Source organism: Bacillus cereus group sp. N31 (assembly GCF_016483245.1).
Classification (GTDB): domain Bacteria; phylum Bacillota; class Bacilli; order Bacillales; family Bacillaceae_G; genus Bacillus_A; species Bacillus_A toyonensis.
In genome coordinates this window covers 387,841-405,956 of the sequence record NZ_JAEHCH010000001.1, presented here as the reverse complement: position 1 = coordinate 405,956, position 18,116 = coordinate 387,841, and the positions used below count along the sequence as shown (strand labels likewise).

The window sequence follows — 18,116 nt, the reverse complement described above, 5'->3', positions numbered from 1 at the left end:
AGGGGATAACCCCCTCCTTATTGCGCTTTAATTTTTTCAAGAATCCCCTCATCAAAAGTACCGTTTTTCAGCATTTCGATTTCTAATTTATATGGTGGCTTCTTATCTTTTTTATCTTCACCTACATATGGTGTTTCAAGAATTTTTGGCACGTTCATTAACTGCGGATGATGTACAATATGATGCAATGCTTTATAACCGATATGACCAAAACCGATATTTTCGTGACGGTCCTTTCCGGCCCCACGCACATTTTTACTATCATTAATATGAAGCACTTGTAATCGATCTACACCAACAATCTTGTCAAATTCGTTCAATACACCGTCAAAATCATTTACAATGTCATAACCCGCATCATGCGTATGACACGTATCAAAACATACAGATAGCTTCTCATTATATTTTACACCATCAATAATCTTTGCAATTTCCTCAAAGCTACGACCGCACTCTGTTCCTTTTCCAGCCATCGTCTCTAGCGCAATGTTAACCGTCTGTTCAGGCGTTATTACTTCATTAAGCCCTTTAATAATTTGTTGAATACCCGCATCTGCTCCAGCACCAACGTGCGCTCCTGGGTGAAGAACAATTTGTTTCGCAACACCTAATGCCGCTGTTCTTTCAATTTCCATGCGCAGGAAGTCTACACCTAATTGGAATGTTTCTGGCTTCGTCGTATTACCAACGTTAATAATATATGGTGCATGGACGATAATTTCCTTAATACCATTCAGTTCCATATGTTTACGTCCTGCTTCTATGTTCAATTCTTCAATTGGTTTTCTTCGTGTATTTTGCGGTGCACCTGTATAAATCATAAACGTTGTTGCACCGTATGAAACAGCCTCTTCACTTGCTGCTAATAACATTTTCTTACCACTCATTGAGACATGAGATCCAATCTTTAACATACAATCACCTCTTCAATATACAATAGTTATAATGATAGCATAATTTGTAGAAATATGTAGTGAATTGTTTGTTCACAAAAAACGCACTACACAAATTTATATAACTATTTAAACAGACTATACTCTTCATTTAAATGAACTGGATTAAGTGAAGCTTTAATCCATATTTTTCTACCCATATTGATTACGACTCTCACAAATAGCTGGATAAAAAAAAGATAAGGGAAATCCCTTATCTTTTTTTATTGCTATATTTTTTCTTCACTTTGTCACGTTCTGTTGCAAGTTTTCGCTTATAGTTTGGTTTTACTTTTTTCGGCTTTTTAACAACTTTTGTTGCCATAACATCTAGTCCATCATTTGGTTTTTTACGACTCTTACGACGACGACGGTCACCTAAATCCGCCCACTCATCTCCGCGTAAATCTACATGCTTAAACTCGATATGACGTTGTTTTTCCAAACTATCTAACGCTTCTTCATTTGCTGGATCATAAATTGTCACTGCAATCCCTGAATGACCCGCACGTGCAGTTCTTCCAACGCGGTGAACGAAGAAATCTAAATCCGATGGAAGTTCATAGTTAATAACATGGCTAATTCCTTCAATATCAATACCGCGTGCCGCTAAATCTGTTGCGACAATGTATTGGAACTCTAAATCACGAACTTGTTTCATCATTTTTTTACGATCGCGTGGTGATAAATCACCGTGTATACGCCCTACTTTTAACCCACGTTCAGCTAATCCATCGGCTACTTCATCAGCCTTCTTCTTCGTGTTTGTAAATACAATTGCTAAGTACGGTTTAAATTGAAGTAGCATATTTTTCACTAATTCAATTTTATTACGGTGTCTTGAAGGCACAAGGTAATGCTCAATATTTCCTGCTGCAACTTGTTTCGGATTAATATGAATATGTTCTGGATTCTCCATATATTTCTTCAAAAATGGTTTTAATTTTTGAGGAATTGTTGCAGAGAAAACTAGCATTTGCAAGTTTTTAGGCATACGTGCTGCAATTTTATCTACATCTTGAATGAATCCCATATCAAGCATTAAATCCGCTTCATCGACGATAATAGTATCCGCTTTATAAACAAATAGCGCCTTTTCTTCTACTAAGTCTTTAATACGTCCTGGTGTTCCAACTACAATATGAGGTTGTTTTTTCAACTTTTCAATCGATCGTTGTTTATCAGTTCCACCAATTAAACAACGTGCTGTAATCATTTGATCTTCTGCACAGAACTTTGTTAATTTCACGATTTCTTCGTAAATTTGTTGTGCTAACTCACGAGTAGGCGCTGTAATAACAAGCTGTACTTCTTCACGACTTGGATTAATTCTGTTTAATGTAGGAAGTAAGTATGCATGTGTTTTCCCAGAACCTGTTTGGGATTGTCCAATTACACTTACACCTTTTTTCACGACCGGGAAAATTTTCTGTTGAATTCCTGTCGGCTCTGTAAAGCGTAGTTCACGAATTGCATCTATTAAAAATGGTTTAAAATCATACTGTGTAAAAGTTTGTTGTGTCATAAGTTACACCTTCTTTCTAAATTTCTACTGCGCGCACAAATCAGTCAAGTCTACATTATATCGAAATCTACAAGTAAAATCCATCTTTAGTTTAGGTTTTTACTTCAAAAACTAACCTTCTTCACTCTTATTGCATATTGTATGTGTATATACCTAACTGAAGAAAGGAGGATTTCTCACATGTTTCCAAAATCTCCCGTAAGGCAAATGTATCCACATCCAAGCCAACAACCTTATACACCATACCCCATTCCACAACTACCACCGATGGCACAAAAAAAGAAAGGGTTCCTTGCTAAACTCTTTAAAAAACACGATCCAACCGAACCTTTCATGCAAATGGTTCCGCCTTATCGACAAATAGAAGGACAGCCGCCAATGATGCACCAACAACAGCCACCCCAATATCAACAGCAATATCAACAGCAATACCAACAACAATACCAACAACAATACCCGCATCAATACTCACAGCAATATCAACCATACATGCAGCAGTATCCAGAGCAAATGATTCCCCCTCAAATGTATGAATCAAACGAAACGCGCGGCGGTGCAGCCACTACAGCAGCATCTAGCAGCGGCATCGGCAGTTTTTTTTCGAATTTAATTTCGAATCCAACTAATATGATAAACAATATCGAAAAAGTATCACAAGTCGTTCAATCTGTAAGCCCTGTCGTCGAACAGTACGGTCCCATTATGCGTAACCTACCAAGCATTGTTAAAATCCTCACCTCTGGAAAAAGTACGGAAGAAGATCAAACTGAAGATCTAACAGAAAAGGTTGAGGTAGCAACTCCCCCTCCTCCACAAAAAAAAAGAAAAAGAAAAAAAATAGTGATTGAGCCAGCCATAGAAACAGAAGTACGAGAGGAGCCTGTTCAAAAAATAGCAACAAAACCAAAACTATATGTGTAACAATCCTTTGTTTTCTATCCTCTCCTCCTTTATAATGTAAAGGACTATGCACAAAAGTATCCCTTGTTTAGAAGGAGAGGATTACTCATATGAAAATTGTTAAAATTTCCCCTCGTGGTTATTGCTACGGTGTTGTCGATGCAATGGTAATTGCACGTAACGCTGCATTAGATAAATCATTACCGAGACCTATTTATATTTTAGGTATGATTGTTCACAATAAACATGTTACAGACGCTTTTGAAGAAGATGGAATCATTACGTTAGACGGACCAAGTCGCTTAGATATTTTAGATCAAATCGATTCTGGTACTGTTATATTTACTGCTCACGGTGTTTCTCCTGAAGTTAAACAACGTGCAAAAGAAAAAGGTTTAACGACAATCGATGCAACTTGTCCAGATGTTACAAAAACACATGACCTTATTGAAGCAAAAAAAGCTGAAGGATATCATGTCATTTATATCGGCAAAAAAAACCATCCAGAACCAGAAGGCGCGGTTGGTATTGCACCTGATATCGTTCACCTTATCGAAAGAGCGGATGATTTAGAAACATTAGAAATCCCAACGGATAAAATTTTAGTTACGAATCAAACAACGATGAGTCAATGGGATGTTCAACATTTAATGGAGGACATTCGGAAAAAATTTCCAACAGCAGAATTCCATAAGGAAATTTGTTTAGCAACTCAAGTTCGTCAAGAAGCTGTAGCTAAACAAGCGGATGTTGCAGATTTAACAATCGTTGTTGGTGATCCAAAAAGTAACAATTCGAATCGCTTAGCGCAAGTATCACAAGAAATTGCTGGTACGAAAGCTTACCGTGTTGCGGATGTAAGTGAAATTCAATTAGAATGGCTACAAGGTGTAGAAAACGTAGCTGTTACAGCAGGTGCTTCTACTCCAACACCAATTACAAAAGAGGTTATCGCTTTCTTAGATCAATATGACCCAATGAATCCGGCTACGTGGGAAAGAATTCGAAAAGTACCACTTCAAAAAATCTTACCTCGTGTAAAAGTGAAAAAAGAACAATAATAAAAACCGTTGCCTACATGAGCAACGGTTTTTATTTTTCTTATACAAATGTGAATGGATCTGTATGTAACTGCGAAGCATGAATTTGTACATTGAATTTTTTCGCATCTACTTTTTCTTGCAGTTGCTTTTGCACAGCTTGCTTCATTACCTTTTCAACGTTATGTCCTGGATCAACTATATTTAAACCGAGCATCATCGCATCATGAGCGACATGATAATACATGTCACCTGTTACATATACATCTGCCCCTTTAAATTTCGCTTGGTTTATATATTTATTACCGTCCCCACCAAGTACAGCAACTTTACGCACTTTATCACCTAACTTGCCGACAACTCTTGCGCCCTTCACGTCTAATGATTGTTTCACATGTTCAGCAAACTGGCCAAGTGTCATTTCTTCTTGTAAATAGCCTATTTTTCCAAGCCCTAACGTTTCACCTTTATTATCAAGAGGATATACATCATATGCCACTTCTTCGTATGGATGAGCTACCAACATCTCTTTCATAACTTTTCTTTGTAGTGAAGCTGGAATTATCGTTTCGATACGTACCTCTTCCACACGTTCTAACCGCCCAGTTTCCCCGATATAAGGATTTGTTCCCTCCTGAGGTACAAACGCGCCTGCTCCCTCACTACTGAACGTACAGTGGCTATAATTGCCGATATGACCCGCACCTGCGTCTCCTAATGCTTTACGAACCTCTTCTGCATGAGTTACTGGCACAAACACAACAATTTTTTTCATTTCTTCTGCGTATGTTGGAGCTAATACTTCTGTATTTTGTAATCCTAACGCATCAGCGAGTAAATCGTTTACTCCACCTTTAGCAACGTCTACATTTGTATGAGCGGCATAAACGGCAATATCATTCTTAATACACTTTTCAATAATTTTCCCATACGCTTTCTCTGTATGAATCGCTTTTAACGGATTAAAAATTAAAGGGTGATGCGCAATAATGACATTCGCTCCTAATTGAATTGCTTCATCTACAACCTCCTCCGTTACATCTAAAGCAATCAATACGTGCTGCACGGGTTTATTAAGCGCCCCGATCTGCAGGCCAATCTTATCCCCTTCCATCGCTAAATGCTTCGGGTACATACTTTCAAATAAAGAAATAACCTCATGGCCATTTGGAATTTTACTCATGATAAAACCTCCCCTATCATTTTCATTTTCGCTTCTACTTCTACACGTTTCGTTTTTGTCTCTTCAGAATCTGCTGCACGTTCTAATTGTTTTAAGATATTTTGGAAGTTTTTCAATTCTCCTTCCCACTTTTCAACAAAAGCCTCACCTTTTTCTTTTATTAAAAATGGACCCATAAATAATTCAGCTTGTTTATTATCCGAGTAAGGTGCTGCAATATTTCCTCGTTCCCCAACTAAAATTTCGTAAATTTTCCCGTCTTCTTTTACGATTTTCTCACGGATAAGCTCCCAGCCATTTTCAATAAACCATTCACGTATGTGATGTGCTGCAATGTTCGGCTGTAAAATTAAACGTGTTACACCTTCTAACTTTTCTTTACCACTTTCTAAAATGTCACGAATTAGTGCTCCACCCATACCAGCAACTGTAATTACATCTACTTCCCCTGGTGTAATTACTTCTAATCCATTCCCTTTACGAACGTCCACTTTATCTTGTAAGCCACTTTCAGCTACAGTTGCTTGCGCAGAACGAAACGGCCCATCTACAACTTCTCCTGCAACTGCTTTTGTAGCAATATTATTTATAATTGTATAACACGGTAAATACGCATGATCCGATCCAATATCAGCTACTGTAGATCCTACTGGAATCTCGCGCACAACTTCTTCTAATCGTTTTGAAAGCTTTACTTCATTCATGTATTTCCATTACTCCTTCTCTTGTCAGTCTGTCTCCATGATAATGAATTTATAGTAGTTGTTGCAAGCCCATAACAACAATTCCATTCTCTATTACTCATCGTATTTTAGAAAGTATAGAAAAACAAGCCTTTTGCAAAAGCAAAAGGCTTGTTTTATGGAACCTTATTTTTTCTTAGATAGCCAATCAGCTACTTTAGCCGCTTGATCAGCTGGAACTAAATTTGGCGGCATATTTCCTTTTCCTTTCGAAAGAATTTCTTTAATTTCATCCTTTGAAAGTTTTCCACCAATTTTTTGTAAATTAGGCCCTACCGCCCCTTGTAACTGATCGCCATGGCAGCTCGTACAGCTTTGCTTCACAATATCCTCTGGCTTTGATGCTGTTTGCGCTGGCTTCCCGCCATTTTTTGTATCAGCTAACTCTTTAGATTTATTTAGCCCCTGAAATGAAAATACAAACATAACGATAATACCTAATGCTGCAATAAGAGCGAACGGAATCAGCGGATTACGTTTCATATCTCTTCTCCCCCCTCTATACCCCTAAATAGTTAGATGATTCAGTCATTTCCATTGTACTTGAAAACGCTCTATCCGAAAAGAGTAAACTATCACTTGTTGAAAATATTCCATAAATTCAGTTTATTGTTTTTTATTGTTATATCGCTTATTATTTCGATAATTATTAACGTTTCTCATCATATTTTTCGCTTTTCTACATATTTTTTTGTATAGAATAAACAAAATTAATCGAAAAATCGAAAAATGAGCATTTGCAAATCAAAAGACAATTCTGTAAAATAAATTACAAGAAATTGTAATCGTTGCCGATAGCTAAATTTTAACAAAATTTAACAAAAACAAAAAAGTTTACTTCACAAAAGTGAAGTAAACTTAAAGTTAGCCTATTCTAAGAAATCCTTAAGACGCTTACTACGACTTGGATGTCTTAATTTGCGAAGTGCTTTCGCTTCAATTTGACGGATACGTTCTCTCGTTACGCCGAATACTTTCCCAACTTCTTCAAGCGTACGAGTTCGTCCATCATCTAAACCGAAACGAAGACGTAGAACATTTTCTTCACGATCTGTTAGTGTATCTAACACATCTTCTAATTGTTCTTTTAGCAATTCATACGCTGCATGGTCCGCAGGCGATGTTGCTTCTTGGTCTTCAATAAAGTCACCTAAATGGGAGTCGTCTTCTTCACCAATTGGTGTTTCAAGAGAAACTGGCTCCTGTGCAATTTTTAAGATTTCGCGTACTTTTTCTGGCGCAAGATCCATTTCTTCACCAATCTCTTCAGGAGATGGTTCGCGTCCTAAATCTTGTAACAATTGACGTTGTACACGAATTAACTTATTAATCGTTTCAACCATATGAACTGGAATACGAATTGTTCGCGCTTGGTCTGCAATCGCACGTGTAATTGCTTGGCGAATCCACCAAGTTGCATACGTACTAAATTTGAAACCTTTACGATAATCGAACTTTTCAACCGCTTTAATTAGACCCATATTTCCTTCTTGGATTAAGTCTAAGAAAAGCATACCACGGCCCACGTAACGCTTTGCAATACTTACTACAAGACGTAAGTTCGCTTCCGCAAGACGGCGTTTTGCTTCTTCATCGCCTTCTTCAATACGCGTCGCAAGTCGAATTTCTTCTTCAGCGGATAGTAAGTCAACGCGACCAATTTCTTTTAAGTACATACGAACAGGATCATTGATTTTTACACCTGGTGGCACACTTAAATCATTAAGGTCGAATTCTTCTTCCGTTTTTGTAATTTGGCGATTATTAGGACCTTCTTCGTTGTCGTTATCGCCAACTAAGTCAATCCCTTGTTCACCTAAATATTCATAGTATTCATCCATTTGATCGGATTCAATTTCAAATCCATTCATGCGTTCTGCGATCTCTTCATATGTAAGAACGCCACGTTTTTTTCCGACCTCAGTGAGTTGTTCTTTCACTTGCTCAAGGGTCATTTCAGTTTCAATTTGTTTAGAACGAGCTGGTTTGTCAGCCATCTGTTCCCCTCCTTACGCGAGATACAAACATTCATTATACTAAATCTTTACCAAAAAAGCTATTTTCTCGCTTTTTGATTTTGTAAATATGCTACATAATATTTAGCAGCCTCTACAGGATCTGTTTTTTCCATCTGTTTTACTTTAAAGATGATTTCCATCTTTACAAGTTTTTCCTTATGACGTCTAAGCGTCTCTAAATGGCCTTGTAACACTTCTTCTGTGTATTCTGGATTAATAAATTCATCCGTCGAAATATCAGTGATAATGTTTTTCAACTTTTCATCAGAGAGCCAACTTAAAAATGTTCCGACTGAAGGTTCATTTCCCTTTTCATAATATGCGTATAGTTCATATAAAATCCCTTTATGTTCTTCTGTATGAAAATCTTCTATATGGGATTCCATGCGAACGGCTACTTCTGCACTTTGCAACATATGATAAATAATTTCTCTTTCTGCCCTTTCAAAACCTGTTAACTTCGGTTTTGTTTGAACAACTTGAGACGGCTTAGAAACCTGCTTTATTTGTTTTTGCTGTACCTTTTGTTCTTTGCGATATTGGTGCAATTGATTCAAAAGTGTTTCCATTGAATAAGAAAACTCTTGCGATAACGACTTCAAATATGATTCTGCCTGCATCGCGTCTTGTAACAACGACAACTCTTTTAAAACACTTTTCACATATTCTTCTTTGCCAGACTCATCTTGCAAATTTTTCCCTAAACGCAAATAATTTATTTTAAAACCAACAAAACTTATACTTGATTTCACAAGATTTTCAAAAGCGGTTGTCCCATATTGTTGCACATATTCATCAGGATCAAGCTTATCTGGCAAGGATGTGACTTTCACTTGGCAACCAACTTTTAACAGTAATTGCCCTGCTTTCATCGTCGCTTCTCGTCCTGCTTTATCACCATCATAGCAAAGAACAACAGTTTCAACGTTACGTCGCAGAAGTTTTGCTTGTTCTTCAGTTAAAGCTGTTCCCATTGTCGCAACAGCTTCTTCCACACCACTCTTTACCGCAGCTAGCACATCGGCATACCCTTCAAAAAGGACTACTTGCCCACGCTTTCTAATAAACGGCCTTGCTTGGTGGAAGTTATACAACAATTTACTTTTGTGAAAAATCGGTGTTTCAGGGCTATTTAAATATTTCGGAGTGTCATCTCCTAAAGCCCTTCCACTAAACGCTATCACCTTACCTTGTAACGTATGGATTGGAAACATAACTCTTCCACGGAAGCGATCATAATGACTACCATCCTTCTCACTTCTTATTAGAAGACCGGCTTGTTCCATACTAGACAGCGATAAACCTCTTTTTTGTAAAATTTTCGTTGCAGCATCCCAAGCAAGTGATGCATAACCAATTTCAAACTTCTCAATCATCTCTTTCGTAATACCACGGTTTAATAAATATGAAAGTGCTTCATTTCCCTCTTCCGTATTTACTAATAAATGATGATAATACTTTTTCAAAAGTTCGTGAGCCTGTTGCATGATGACAGTGTCATCAGATATGTCTTCTTGTTGTACTTGCCCTGATGTATACTCTGCAACCGCAATTCCATTTCTTTCACCTAACTTTTGAACAGCCTCGGTAAAAGCAAGTCCTTCCATTTTCATTAGAAAGGAAAATACATTTCCACCTTCTCCACATCCGAAGCAATGAAAAATTTGCTTATCAGATGAAACAGAGAATGAAGGAGAATTCTCACCATGAAATGGACAAAGGCCGAAATAGTTACGTCCCTGCTTTCTAAGTTGAACGTATTCACCAATCACTTCTACAATATCGGATGACGTCCGAATCTGTTCAACAACTTCTTCGGGAATTCTGTTGCCCATAACTCCATCTCCGTGTCGTATTTTGTATTCGATATAAATTAAAAAATTCCTTTATAATTCGACAATATTTTTTCTAAACTTGTTAGAAAGTATTGTCGATCACATTGTGTAAACGACTTCGGACCTCTTATATAGGCCCTTTGTCTGCGTAACTTCGCAGATACATACTACTATATAAAATTGTATTCATATGCTCATCTATTACAAATGCACCTCTTGAAGACAATACATATACACCTTTTTTACAAGAAGACTAGCAAGCCTCATATACTGTATGATCATGAGATCTGTTACCTTTGCAAGTTGATATATATAAATCAACTTCATCTTGTCCAGAATCTACATAAATCCAATTGCCTTGCTGTTTTCTTGAACGATGAGTATACGATGCGACAAACACAATTTCGACATGAAATTCAGTTCCAACTTGCACAATCTCATCCTTCACGGGATATGCATCTGCATCAACTAATACGTTATTGATGTTTTGCATATTTCTGTATTCTACATCCCTTCTGTGAATCCTTCCATAATGTGCGTTTTCTTGTATAGATTTTGTCGATTTAATGTAATTACATGTCTTTTTTGTAAATCCTATCCCTAGTTTATTCTGAAAAATTAAAGTCTAAACGTAAAATATAGGTTTTTATCACAATTTTTTATTATAATATATTTTCTTCAACTACGCTACATATCCCTTTATTTTTTCATCTTCTACTTTAGGATAACTAAACCATGCTTTTCACATAATAAAAAAACAGAAGAATATAAGTATAACCACTCCGCTATAATCTATTACTAATCCAACAAGTATCGTATTTCATATGAGCGAAAAAAGCACATTCACCTTCGGTAAATGTGCTAAAACATTTTTTGGTTTTGCACTGCATTCACAATAATATTTGCTGTTTCTTCAATCGCTTTATTCGATACATCAATTACTTGACAATTTATTTTACTAATTACTGCTTCAAAGTGATCAATCTCTTCTTGAATACGATTAATATTGGCATATGTTGCGCCGTCACTTAATCCAAGTGATTTTAATCGTTCTTTTCGAATATGATTTAATTTATCCGGTGTAATTTTCAAACCGAAACATTTCTCTTTTGCCACTTGATATAATTCCTCAGGTGGATCCACTTCTGGTACAAGCGGCACATTGGCAACTTTCAACCGTTTGTTATGAGCTAAGTATTGAGAAAGTGGTGTTTTTGATGTACGTGAAATTCCAATTAACACGATATCCGCTTTTAAAATACCTCGTGCATCTCTACCATCATCGTACTTTACAGCAAACTCAATTGCTTCAATCTTTTTAAAGTACTCTTCATCTAATCTACGAACAACACCCGGCTCATATCTCGGCACTTGCCCTGTAATTTCTTCAATTTGATCGATAAGAGGTCCGATAATATCGTATGCCTCTACCCCTTCTTTTGCAGCCTCTTTCACTAAATACTGGCGCATTTCCGGCTTTACTAACGTAAAACAAATAAGCGCTTGATTACTCTTAGCAATCGAAATCACTTCTTTTAATGTCCCTGTATCTTCTACATACGGTACACGTCTAATATCAGGAGCAAATGGGAATTGCCCCATTGCTGCTCGAACAACTAAATCAGCCGTTTCTCCTACAGAGTCAGATACGACATATACGATTTTATTATCCATTACATTACCTCACTTTAAACAAATTACACTTATTCGTTATTTACTAGGTTTACAAACGCACGTGTAATATTTGTTTTTGTAATTCGTCCAATTACTTCTAAACCTTGCTTCGTATCTTTCACAACCGGCATCGCATCAATCTGTCTTTCTATTAATTCCATCGCAATATCATATAAAGAATCTTCTCTACGACACATGGCAATGTTTGGCATCCTTGTCATGATAATATTAACCGGAAGAGAGGTTAAATCCTGCTTCCCTAAGCTAGCTCTTAATAGATCTTTTCGAGACACAACACCAACTAATAGTGTAGATTGATCTACAACAAACAATGTACCAACATCCTCTAAAAACATCGTACAAATTGCATCGTATACTGATACATTTTTATCAATTACAGCCGGTCTAGATTGATAATCTTGCACTTTAATTTTCTTAACAGCTTCAGATAATAGCTGCCCCCCAGTTTTCCCCGTATAAAAATAACCTACGCGTGGACGCGCTTCTAAATAACCAGCCATCGTTAAAATTGCTAAGTCTGGTCTTAGCGTTGCACGTGTTAAACCCAATTGCGCAGCAATTGACTCCCCTGTAATAGGACCGTGATCTTTTACAATCTGAATGATATGTTCTTGCCGTTTATTCAGCTCTATGATAATCACCACCTTTAATGCACAACGAAAAAAGTTATACTATCTCTTAAATATTATATACTAAATATGCTATTCGAAAAAGAAAGTATGTAAAAAGGACCGTATACGGCCCCAAATTATATTTGAAACTTATCAAGTTGCTCTAGGAAACGTCTTGATTTCAAATAAATTCCGCAATATTCATCATAATATGTATTCAATACTAAGCGCATTTGTTTTTTTGTGCTATCCTTCACTGATACATTGCCGAGCCTATGTAAATCGAAATGGAAGAAAAGACGTAACAATTTATGTACAGCTTCTCCCACCGGTATACGATACGGATCTTGCTCCGCATGACGTGAGCACAGAAAACCGCCTTCCCTGACAGAGAAGGCGACAAAATCTGTTTCTTGATGACAAATCGCACATGTATCAAAATACGGGCGCATCCCTAATACAGGAAGCATTTTCGTTTGATAAATTAATGATAATACTTCTGGATCAACACCCTCACACATATAATGCAACGTTTGATATAACATTTCAAATAAGTACGGATTATGTTTTTTATCTTCTGTTGCTTTATCAGTTAACTCAACAACAAATGATGCATAAGCAGTTAAAAATATATCCTCGCGAATTTCTTTCATAGTTGAAATAATCTCGCCTTGTTGCAAAGTTCCAAGCCCAGATCCCACTTGAATAAGAAAATGCCCATGTGTCATAAGTTGCGAAACAGATGCTAACCGACTTTTCGGTTTTTTCGCTCCTCTTGCCATTGCACTTATCTTACCGAATTCTCTTGAAAATATTGTAACAATCTTATTCGTTTCTCCGTAATCTGTCGTACGGATAACGATGCCCTCAACTTTTTGAAACATGTTCGTCACCATCCAAGGTTTGAACAAAACGGGTCAAGAAATTGGAGAGTCTAGATGCGCTAGCTCCTCATCATGTTGATCCATCTCATCGTTTACGTCTTTTTCCATCTCTTTTAAAAGCAAATACGTTTCAATGCTTCCTGTTTTGGAGAAAAACTTCCAGGTAAAATCTAGCATAAGAATCCACCTTTCTCAATAAGCGTAGCCTATAAACCAATTTCCTTTGTTATTAAATTGACCCATTTTGTCCATTTTCATGTGAGAAAAATTTTTCCTAATTTATTAAAGTTTACAAAAACCAATAATCAGCGGATGAGCAAACATCCACTGATTACAACCTTACTTTATTTTAGTACTCGTCTTCGCGGAAACCAAGATCACGAAGCTGAGACATCTTATTGCGCCAATCTTTTTGTACTTTTACCCATACCTCTAAAAATACTTTAGAACCAAGAAGTGCTTCAATATCAAAACGAGCTCGTTTCCCGACTTCTTTTAACATCTTCCCTTGTTTCCCAATAATAATTCCTTTTTGTGACGCACGTTCAACAACAATCGTTGCATTTATATAAACTGCACCGCCCTCACGCTTCTGAATTGCATCAATAACAACCGCTACAGAATGTGGCACTTCTTCACGTGTTAAATGTAGTACTTTTTCACGAATAAGCTCTGCAATAATAAATCGCTCCGGATGATCCGTTACTTGATTATCTGGGTAGTATTGCGGTCCTTCTGGTAAATATTTTTTAATTGCTCCAATTAACGCTTCTACATTATTACCGTCTAATGCAGAAATTGGTACAATCTCTGCAAACTCATGTAGTTTACGATATTGATCAATTAACTCTAATAATTGCTCTGGATGAACTTGGTCAATTTTATTAATTACCAAAAATACCGGTTGTTTCGTTTCTTGTAATTTCTCAATAATGAATTCCTCACCACGACCAAATCCTTCAGTTGCATTGACCATAAACAGAACAATATCAACTTCTTTCAATGTCGTTTGAGCCATCTTCACCATGAAGTCACCTAGTTTATGTTTCGGTTTATGTATTCCTGGTGTATCAATGAAAATTACTTGTGAATCATTTTCTGTATATACGCCTTGAATTTTATTACGAGTCGTTTGTGGCTTGTCACTCATAATGGCAATTTTTTGGCCGATAATACGATTTAAAAATGTAGATTTCCCAACATTCGGTCTGCCAATAATAGAGACAAAACCTGATTTATAACCTTTTCTATTCATGTAAATCCTCCGCTAAAAATGCTCCTGGTAACAATTCTCCGACTGTCGTCTCTTGAACGTCACCATGTAAATTTGATAGGTATACTTTCGTATCCTGTTTACATAATTCTACCATAACTTGTCGACATGCTCCACAAGGAGGTACTGGGCGTTTTGTATCTGCTACAACCGCAATAGCTACAAACTCTTTATCCCCTTCAGAAACTGCCTTAAATAAAGCAGTTCTTTCTGCACAGTTGCATAAGCCATATGATGCATTCTCAACATTACAGCCACGATATACTTTTCCATCGTGCGTTAATAATGCTGCACCTACTTGAAATTTTGAATATGGTACGTACGCTTGTTTACGCGCTTCGATTGCTTCTTGAATTAATTGTTTACTATTCATATCCCGCATCCTTCCTGTTCACAGCTGTGAATAGATACACTATCTCACTAAAGGCCTTTATAGCACTTCCAAGGCTTAATAAAAGCTTCGGAATGCAACTATACCACATACGGTACAAAGATAATAGCACCAATTATAACGGCTATAACTGCAAAGAGTAAAACCGCTCCTGCTGCGACATCCTTTGCAATTTTCGCAAATGGATGTATATCAGCAGTCACTAAGTCTACTGTTTTTTCCACAGCCGTATTTACCATCTCTAAACCCATTACAATCCCTATTACAATAAGTAATACCACCCACTCTATTTTCGTAATATGGAAATAAAAGCCGCAGCATATAACAATGACTGCGGCTAAATAATGAATTCTCATATTTCTTTCATGACGAAGACAAAAGAATATACCAGCTATAGCATATCCAAAACTATCTAAAAGTTTTCCTTTTTTCATCGTCCTAATCCAAATGCTTCTAAAATTTCTTTTTGTCTTCCAAACATTTCTTTTTCATCTTCTTCTGTCATGTGATCATAACCAAGCAAATGTAAAAAGCCATGTAACGCTAAAAACCCAAGTTCCCTATCAAAAGAGTGTCCATATTCTTCAGCTTGCTCTTTCGCTCTTGGAATAGAAATAATAAGATCTCCTAACATACGCGGCATCTCCGCACCGACAATTTCCATTTCACCTTCTCCCATTTCTTCCATAGCGAAAGAAATAACATCCGTAGGCTGATCCTTATCTCGGTAATCACGGTTTATTTCACGAATACGTTCATTATCTACAAACGTAACCGATAATTCTGCCCCTTCTTCTATGTTTTCCATTTGAGCTGCTTTCTCTACCAGCTCTCGAATCAAACTTATATAATCTTCTTTCACTTCTTCTGTTTCATCAATAAAATCAATTAATAAACTCATTCTTTCTCCTTCTCTTCCGGTAGTTCCGGATATGTAATACGCGAATGGAAAATACCATTTAACGTCTCGCATAACGTTTTTCCAACGATTTGTAGCTCTTTAAATGTCAAATCACATTCACTAAATTGTCCATCTTGCAAACGATCTTTAATAATACTTTGCACTAAATTATTAATTTGATCTGGCGTTGGATGATTCATAGAACGCACCGCGGCCTCTACACTATCAGCAATACCAACAATCGCCGACTCTTTAGAAGTTGCTTTGGATCCTGGATAACGGAACATCTCTTCTGTATATTTTTCTTTATCTTCTTTAATCGCCTTATAGTAAAAATATTTAAGTAACGTTGTACCATGATGTTGTCCAGCAATATCAATAATTTCTTGCGGAATATGGTACTCTTCTAGCATCCTCACCCCGTCCGTTACATGAGCGATAATAATATCTTTACTCGTTACAGGGGCGAGTTTATCATGTGGGTTTTCAATCCCCATCTGATTTTCAATAAAGAACTGTGGTTGTACCGTTTTTCCTACATCATGATAATACGCCCCTACACGGGCTAATACACCATTTGCCCCGACTGCTTCACAAGCAGCTTCAGAAAGATTCGCTACCATTACACTATGGTGATATGTCCCTGGCGCTTCTAGCAAAATCTTACGCAAAAGCGGATGATTTGGACTTGATAGTTCCATAAGCTTCATACTTGATACAATGCCAAGTCCACTCTCTAAATATGGTAAAATCCCCATAGCTAACACCGAAGAGATAATCCCTGAAACAGAAGCCATCAATAATTGTGTACCAATTTCAAGAGGCGAAAAATTCCCATTACGCAACAATAATAACGCTGCCAATACGACCACATTTAACACAGAAACGAGTATACCCGCTTGTAAAATCATCGTACGACGATTTTTTTCTCTCAAGAAAATACTAACTGATAGTGAACTTAGTAACACATAGATCCCCACACTATAATTCAGGGTGCTCGTTACTCCTTCATTAAACATAATGCTTCCGCATACAGAAAAAATCATGCTTGTTAAAAAAACAAATCGATCACCAATCATTAGTTTTACAAGTATTGTTCCCATTGCAACTGGAACGACATACGCGATCCCTGCATATTCAAGCTTTTGGAACAAGCTAATGATTTTCATTAAAACGATCGTGATCGACAAAATGGTAATGTACGCTAAAATATACGGTCTATCTTCCCTTTTCCGTTGTAAAAATACTTCAAATTGCTTATGCATAAAGTACAATAGCACACCAATGAGTACCGCTAATCCAACATAGGGTTGAAAACTGTTCCCTTTTTCTAACAGACCAACTAATTTCAACTGATTGTACATATCACTTGAAATCGTTTCACCTTCTCTAACAAGGACTTGCCCTTGAAGAATATAAACAGGTGGAACTAAATCTTCTTCCGCTTTTCTCTTCTCTTTTGTTAGGGTCGGATCATAAAAATAGTTTGCAGAAATCGCATATTTCCCTAACGCCTTAATAGATTCCTTTAAACCATTATCAACATTAACACTATTCATCTCACTTACATATCGTTCCTTCGCATCCTTCAATTCGTCCATTTTAATATGCTCAGTCATGATACTATTAATAGCTGTAACTGCTGCATCTTTTGCTAATACTAATTGGTTCGAATCTGCATTAATTAAGTTTAGTAAGTTTAAATCAGATAATTCTTTCGTTAAATCAGTAGGCAATTTTTTTTTCAACTTGTCCACTTTTTCAGCATCAGTAATCTTTTTTTGCTCATCCGGCCCAACCGCTTTAATCTCTTGTATCACTTCATCTACTTTAGCAAAGACGTCATTCACAATATCCACTTTATTTTGTTTATACTCACTTTTATATGTATATTGATCTTCAACTTTTGTAGCGGCTTCTTTTTTCTTTTTGTCCGTTGTAACTTTATCTTCAATTTTAATAGGAGAATGGATTGTTTTTTTCGCAATAGAATATGTTGTAACATCTAATTGCTCTGGTTTTACATTATTCATAAGTGCAAAAAACAGCACTGCTCCTAATAAAACGTAAGAAATCCAACTTAGTTTTTTCGAATGTTGTAAATTACGAAACCACTTAGAAATTTCTTGAGATCTTGACATGATTTCAATACCTTCTCCTCTCCAGAAATAAAGTGAAACTATTT

19 protein-coding genes are annotated in these 18,116 nt (G+C 36.7%); 2 read left to right on the top strand and 17 right to left on the bottom strand.

The genetic code is table 11. The annotated features are described in order from the left end of the window. Window positions 1-17 precede the first annotated feature (17 nt). Both JDS81_RS02145 and JDS81_RS02140 read right to left on the bottom strand, forming a co-directional pair. Window positions 18-914, bottom strand: a complete 897-nt coding sequence (locus JDS81_RS02145) for a deoxyribonuclease IV (protein ID WP_016109103.1) — start codon at window positions 912-914, stop codon at window positions 18-20. 232 nt (window positions 915-1,146) lie between these two features. Continuing rightward, entirely contained in the window at window positions 1,147-2,457 is a 1,311-nt protein-coding gene (locus tag JDS81_RS02140; protein WP_000194009.1) for a DEAD/DEAH box helicase, read from the bottom strand. 180 nt (window positions 2,458-2,637) lie between these two features. Here JDS81_RS02140 and vrrA point away from each other — a divergent pair, with 180 nt between their 5' ends. Both vrrA and JDS81_RS02130 read left to right on the top strand, forming a co-directional pair. Further along, complete coding sequence (gene vrrA / locus JDS81_RS02135; RefSeq protein WP_097952939.1) at window positions 2,638-3,378, top strand: VrrA/YqfQ family protein; 741 nt, start codon at window positions 2,638-2,640, stop codon at window positions 3,376-3,378. An 89-nt stretch (window positions 3,379-3,467) separates the two neighbouring features. Then, entirely contained in the window at window positions 3,468-4,418 is a 951-nt protein-coding gene (locus JDS81_RS02130; RefSeq protein ID WP_097855041.1) for a 4-hydroxy-3-methylbut-2-enyl diphosphate reductase, read from the top strand. Between the two features lie 40 nt (window positions 4,419-4,458). On the opposite strand, the gene JDS81_RS02125 is transcribed toward JDS81_RS02130, so the two are convergent. The 15 genes from JDS81_RS02125 to JDS81_RS02055 form a co-directional block, all read right to left on the bottom strand. Further along, the gene (locus tag JDS81_RS02125) at window positions 4,459-5,580 is read right to left on the bottom strand and encodes a Nif3-like dinuclear metal center hexameric protein (protein WP_097952937.1); all 1,122 of its coding nucleotides are present in this window, start codon (window positions 5,578-5,580) and stop codon (window positions 4,459-4,461) included. Further along, the gene (locus JDS81_RS02120; protein WP_097952935.1) at window positions 5,577-6,284 is read right to left on the bottom strand and encodes a tRNA (adenine(22)-N(1))-methyltransferase; all 708 of its coding nucleotides are present in this window, start codon (window positions 6,282-6,284) and stop codon (window positions 5,577-5,579) included. The genes JDS81_RS02125 and JDS81_RS02120 overlap by 4 nt, the downstream gene beginning before the upstream one ends. Window positions 6,285-6,449: 165 nt before the next feature. After that, entirely contained in the window at window positions 6,450-6,806 is a 357-nt protein-coding gene (cccA, locus tag JDS81_RS02115) for a cytochrome c550 (RefSeq protein ID WP_000828151.1), read from the bottom strand. A gap of 386 nt (window positions 6,807-7,192) precedes the next feature. Further along, window positions 7,193-8,320, bottom strand: coding sequence for an RNA polymerase sigma factor RpoD (gene rpoD / locus JDS81_RS02110; RefSeq protein WP_000764067.1), 1,128 nt, complete (start codon window positions 8,318-8,320; stop codon window positions 7,193-7,195). A gap of 59 nt (window positions 8,321-8,379) precedes the next feature. Further along, window positions 8,380-10,176 (bottom strand): DNA primase, encoded by a 1,797-nt coding sequence (gene dnaG, locus JDS81_RS02105; RefSeq protein WP_000528230.1) that lies wholly within the window; start codon window positions 10,174-10,176, stop codon window positions 8,380-8,382. A gap of 253 nt (window positions 10,177-10,429) precedes the next feature. After that, on the bottom strand, window positions 10,430-10,669 hold the full coding sequence (locus JDS81_RS02100; RefSeq protein ID WP_002044942.1) for a DUF188 domain-containing protein: 240 nt from the start codon (window positions 10,667-10,669) through the stop codon (window positions 10,430-10,432). Window positions 10,670-11,037: 368 nt separating this feature from the next. After that, window positions 11,038-11,850 carry a pyruvate, water dikinase regulatory protein gene (locus JDS81_RS02095; protein WP_000368950.1) on the bottom strand — a complete coding sequence of 271 codons (813 nt, stop codon included), beginning with the start codon at window positions 11,848-11,850 and terminating at the stop codon, window positions 11,038-11,040. 29 nt (window positions 11,851-11,879) lie between these two features. After that, window positions 11,880-12,512, bottom strand: coding sequence for a transcriptional regulator CcpN (locus JDS81_RS02090; RefSeq protein WP_000583755.1), 633 nt, complete (start codon window positions 12,510-12,512; stop codon window positions 11,880-11,882). Between the two features lie 107 nt (window positions 12,513-12,619). Beyond that, complete coding sequence (gene recO, locus JDS81_RS02085; RefSeq protein WP_000487005.1) at window positions 12,620-13,366, bottom strand: DNA repair protein RecO; 747 nt, start codon at window positions 13,364-13,366, stop codon at window positions 12,620-12,622. A gap of 33 nt (window positions 13,367-13,399) precedes the next feature. After that, complete coding sequence (locus tag JDS81_RS02080) at window positions 13,400-13,543, bottom strand: YqzL family protein (RefSeq protein WP_000883923.1); 144 nt, start codon at window positions 13,541-13,543, stop codon at window positions 13,400-13,402. A 172-nt stretch (window positions 13,544-13,715) separates the two neighbouring features. After that, a complete protein-coding gene (gene era / locus JDS81_RS02075) occupies window positions 13,716-14,621 on the bottom strand; it encodes a GTPase Era (RefSeq protein WP_001080234.1) in 906 nt (301 codons plus the stop codon). Further along, a complete protein-coding gene (locus JDS81_RS02070; protein ID WP_001086291.1) occupies window positions 14,614-15,012 on the bottom strand; it encodes a cytidine deaminase in 399 nt (132 codons plus the stop codon). The genes era and JDS81_RS02070 overlap by 8 nt, the downstream gene beginning before the upstream one ends. 98 nt (window positions 15,013-15,110) lie before the next feature. Further along, window positions 15,111-15,464 carry a diacylglycerol kinase family protein gene (locus tag JDS81_RS02065; RefSeq protein ID WP_000715513.1) on the bottom strand — a complete coding sequence of 118 codons (354 nt, stop codon included), beginning with the start codon at window positions 15,462-15,464 and terminating at the stop codon, window positions 15,111-15,113. After that, window positions 15,461-15,931: an rRNA maturation RNase YbeY gene (gene ybeY, locus JDS81_RS02060; RefSeq protein WP_097952932.1), complete on the bottom strand. Its 471-nt coding sequence runs from the start codon at window positions 15,929-15,931 to the stop codon at window positions 15,461-15,463. Before ybeY ends, JDS81_RS02065 begins: the two co-directional genes overlap by 4 nt. Next, entirely contained in the window at window positions 15,928-18,072 is a 2,145-nt protein-coding gene (locus tag JDS81_RS02055) for an HD family phosphohydrolase (RefSeq protein WP_000091505.1), read from the bottom strand. Before JDS81_RS02055 ends, ybeY begins: the two co-directional genes overlap by 4 nt. Window positions 18,073-18,116: the final 44 nt, after the last annotated feature.

Coding starts and splice junctions, on each gene's coding strand:
- JDS81_RS02145 (WP_016109103.1), bottom strand. CDS start 914: ATGTTAAAGATTGGATCTCATGTCTCAATGAGTGGTAAGAAAATGTTA.
- cccA (WP_000828151.1), bottom strand. CDS start 6,806: ATGAAACGTAATCCGCTGATTCCGTTCGCTCTTATTGCAGCATTAGGT.
- dnaG (WP_000528230.1), bottom strand. CDS start 10,176: ATGGGCAACAGAATTCCCGAAGAAGTTGTTGAACAGATTCGGACGTCA.
- JDS81_RS02065 (WP_000715513.1), bottom strand. CDS start 15,464: ATGAAAAAAGGAAAACTTTTAGATAGTTTTGGATATGCTATAGCTGGT.
- era (WP_001080234.1), bottom strand. CDS start 14,621: ATGAATAGAAAAGGTTATAAATCAGGTTTTGTCTCTATTATTGGCAGA.
- JDS81_RS02120 (WP_097952935.1), bottom strand. CDS start 6,284: ATGAATGAAGTAAAGCTTTCAAAACGATTAGAAGAAGTTGTGCGCGAG.
- vrrA (WP_097952939.1), top strand. CDS start 2,638: ATGTTTCCAAAATCTCCCGTAAGGCAAATGTATCCACATCCAAGCCAA.
- JDS81_RS02140 (WP_000194009.1), bottom strand. CDS start 2,457: ATGACACAACAAACTTTTACACAGTATGATTTTAAACCATTTTTAATA.
- JDS81_RS02070 (WP_001086291.1), bottom strand. CDS start 15,012: ATGAATAGTAAACAATTAATTCAAGAAGCAATCGAAGCGCGTAAACAA.
- JDS81_RS02130 (WP_097855041.1), top strand. CDS start 3,468: ATGAAAATTGTTAAAATTTCCCCTCGTGGTTATTGCTACGGTGTTGTC.
- JDS81_RS02100 (WP_002044942.1), bottom strand. CDS start 10,669: ATGCAAAACATCAATAACGTATTAGTTGATGCAGATGCATATCCCGTG.
- JDS81_RS02125 (WP_097952937.1), bottom strand. CDS start 5,580: ATGAGTAAAATTCCAAATGGCCATGAGGTTATTTCTTTATTTGAAAGT.
- JDS81_RS02095 (WP_000368950.1), bottom strand. CDS start 11,850: ATGGATAATAAAATCGTATATGTCGTATCTGACTCTGTAGGAGAAACG.
- ybeY (WP_097952932.1), bottom strand. CDS start 15,931: ATGAGTTTATTAATTGATTTTATTGATGAAACAGAAGAAGTGAAAGAA.
- rpoD (WP_000764067.1), bottom strand. CDS start 8,320: ATGGCTGACAAACCAGCTCGTTCTAAACAAATTGAAACTGAAATGACC.
- JDS81_RS02080 (WP_000883923.1), bottom strand. CDS start 13,543: ATGCTAGATTTTACCTGGAAGTTTTTCTCCAAAACAGGAAGCATTGAA.
- recO (WP_000487005.1), bottom strand. CDS start 13,366: ATGTTTCAAAAAGTTGAGGGCATCGTTATCCGTACGACAGATTACGGA.
- JDS81_RS02055 (WP_000091505.1), bottom strand. CDS start 18,072: ATGTCAAGATCTCAAGAAATTTCTAAGTGGTTTCGTAATTTACAACAT.